Raw genomic sequence first — 1784 nt, forward strand, 5'->3', positions numbered from 1 at the left:
GACCTCCACCACCGGCGCCCGGCTGGTGCGGGGAGCGATCCGCGACGCCTGGGCCGGGCAGGGCTGGGAGAACGGCCGGCTGGGCTACCCCACCAGCGATCCCCAACCGGTGACCGGCGGCACCCGGCAGACCTTCCAGGGCGGCACCGTCACCTCGGTCGACGGCCGGACCTCGGTGACCTACCGGTGATCGGCTCTGACCGTCCGCCGCACGGCGCCGCGTCCTCGCGGCGGGTTCTCGGCACCGCGGCGCTGGGCGCCGTCCTGGCGCTCGGGGTCGGGGCCTGCACCGCAGAGGCGCCCGCCGACGAGGCCGCAGCGGTGCCGCCCGCCACCTTCCTGCCCGACGACCGGGTGGCGGTCACCGACGCGCCCCGCCCGGAGGCCCCGGAGGCCGTCCTGTCCTTCGCGATGTGGGAGGAGGCCACCGCATCGGTCGAGGCGGCGGGCTACGTCACCCCGGTCATCGAGGACGGCGGCACCTGCACCCTGCGCCTCACCCGCGACGGGGACGAGGTCGCGGTCACCGTGCCCGGGATGGCGGACGCCACCACCACGGTGTGCGGCGGGTTCTCGGTACCGGAGGAGCGGCTGGCCGCGGGGACGTGGAGCCTGCGGCTGGCCTACTCCTCGGCGACGGCGGACGTCGTCTCCGAGGCCGTGGATGTCGAGGTCCCGGCGTGACCGCCGTGCGCCGGGTCGGGCTGCTGCTCCTCGGCGTGCTGTGCGGGGCCGGCATCCTCGTCGCGCCGTCGCCGGACCAGCCGGCCACCCCCGCCCTGCAGGAGGCCGCGGACACCGGCCAGTTCCGGCCGGGCAACATCATCAGCGACCAGCTCTTCTACGACGGCCGCGCCATGTCGGCCGCGGACGTGCAGTTCTTCCTCGAGAGCAGGAACCCGCGCTGCGTGGCCGCGTCCGACGGCACGCCGTGCCTGCAGGACGCCCGGCAGGACACCTACACCCGTCCCGCGGACGCCAACTGCCCGGGGACCTACGTCGGCGCCCCGGCGGAGACGGCCGCCACGATCATCGCCAAGGTCGGTGCCGCCTGCGGCATCAGCCAGCGGGTGCTCCTGGTGATCCTGCAGAAGGAGCAGGGGCTCGTCACGCTGAGCGGCGACAACCTCACCGCGCGGCGGTACGAGCGCGCGATGGGGTACGCCTGCCCCGACACCGCGCCCTGCAACCCGGCCTACGCCCACCTGTTCAACCAGGTGTACAGCGCGGCCGCCCGCTACCGGTACTACGCCAACAACCCGGACAGCTTCAACCACGTGGCCGGCCGGACCAACACCGTGCGCTTCCACCCGGACGCCGGCTGCGGCTCCACGCAGGTCTTCATCGAGAACACGGCGACGGCCGGGCTGTACAACTACACGCCCTACCAGCCCAACGCCGCCGCGCTCGCCGCCGGCAAGGGCACCGGGGACGGGTGCTCGGCCTACGGCAACCGGAACTTCTGGATCTACTACACCGACTGGTTCGGCTCCACGCAGGTCCCCGGTGCCGCGGAGGTGACCGGCCGCTACGCGCAGACCCGCGGGTCGGACGGCCCGCTGGGCGCCATCCGCAGCAACGTCGTCTGCGGGCTGCCCGCCGGAGGCTGCTTCCAGGAGTACGCCGCGGGCGCCATCTACTGGTCGCCGGCCACCGGTGCCCGCATCGTCTCCGGCCCGGTACGGGACCGGTGGGCCGCGGCGGGGTGGGAGCGGGGTGCGCTGGGTTACCCGGTGGGGGACACGACGTGCGGGTTGCGTGATGGTGGGTGCTTCCAGCACTTC

At 74.3% G+C, this 1784-nt stretch carries 3 protein-coding genes; all 3 read left to right on the forward strand.

Annotation, left to right across the window (positions count from 1 at the left end; genetic code table 11):
• The coding region (locus E9549_RS22730; RefSeq protein WP_374201472.1) for an LGFP repeat-containing protein at nt 1–190 on the forward strand (190 nt) is incomplete at its 5' end.
• Entirely contained in the window at nt 187–684 is a 498-nt protein-coding gene (locus tag E9549_RS22735) for a hypothetical protein (protein ID WP_236828876.1), read from the forward strand. The genes E9549_RS22730 and E9549_RS22735, both read left to right, overlap by 4 nt.
• Nucleotides 681–1784, forward strand: a 1104-nt coding sequence (locus E9549_RS24390; protein WP_236828877.1) for a hypothetical protein, incomplete at its 3' end; no start/stop codon positions are given. The genes E9549_RS22735 and E9549_RS24390, both read left to right, overlap by 4 nt.

It is taken from the genome of Blastococcus sp. MG754426 (assembly GCF_021699055.1).
Classification (GTDB): Bacteria; Actinomycetota; Actinomycetes; order Mycobacteriales; family Geodermatophilaceae; genus Blastococcus.